General features: G+C 65.3%; 1 protein-coding gene. It reads left to right on the forward strand.

Going from position 1 to position 790, the window contains the following annotated elements:
• Positions 1–790, forward strand: a 790-nt coding sequence (locus EN984_RS36415; protein ID WP_127384445.1) for an aldehyde dehydrogenase family protein, incomplete at both ends; no start/stop codon positions are given.

The raw sequence follows: 790 nt of genomic DNA on the forward strand, positions 1-790 counted from the left end.
CCACAAGGGCGTCGGCGTCGTCGGCCAGATCATCCCGTGGAACTTTCCGCTGCTGATGCTGGCCTGGAAGATCGCGCCGGCGCTCGCCGCCGGCTGCACGGTGGTGCTGAAGCCGGCCGAGTTCACGCCGCTGACATCAATCCTGTTCGCCGAGATCTGCGAACGCGCCGGCGTGCCGAAAGGCGTCGTCAACATCGTCCAGGGCGGACCTGAGGCCGGCGTGGCCATCGTCAACCATCCCGGCATCCAGAAGATCGCCTTCACCGGCTCTTCCGAGGTCGGCAAGATCATCAGGAAAGCCACTGCGGGGTCCGGGAAAAAACTGTCGCTGGAGCTCGGCGGCAAGTCGGCCTTCATCGTCTTCGAGGATGCCGATCTCGACAGCGCCGTCGAAGGCCTGGTCGACGGTATCTGGTTCAACCAGGGGCAGGTCTGCTGCGCCGGCTCGCGCCTGCTGGTGCAGGAAGGCATCGCCGACGCCCTGATCGCCAAGGTCAAGACGCGGATGAGCCGGCTGCGCGTCGGCAGCCCGCTCGACAAGAACACCGATATCGGCCCGCTGGTCGACTTGACCCAGCTTGACCGCGTCAAGGGCCTGGTTGCCGAAGGCGCCAGGCAGGGCGCCGTCTGCTGGCAGCCGGATGCGGCGCTGCCGTCTTCCGGCTACTACCATCTGCCGACGCTCGCCACAGGTGTTTCGCCAGCTAACATATTGGCACAAGAAGAGGTGTTCGGCCCTGTTCTGGCGACCATGACCTTCCGCAACACCGAGGAAGCGATCGAGCTAGCC

It is taken from the genome of Mesorhizobium sp. M7A.F.Ca.CA.004.12.1.1 (assembly GCF_003997835.1).
In the GTDB taxonomy this organism is placed as follows: domain Bacteria; phylum Pseudomonadota; class Alphaproteobacteria; order Rhizobiales; family Rhizobiaceae; genus Mesorhizobium.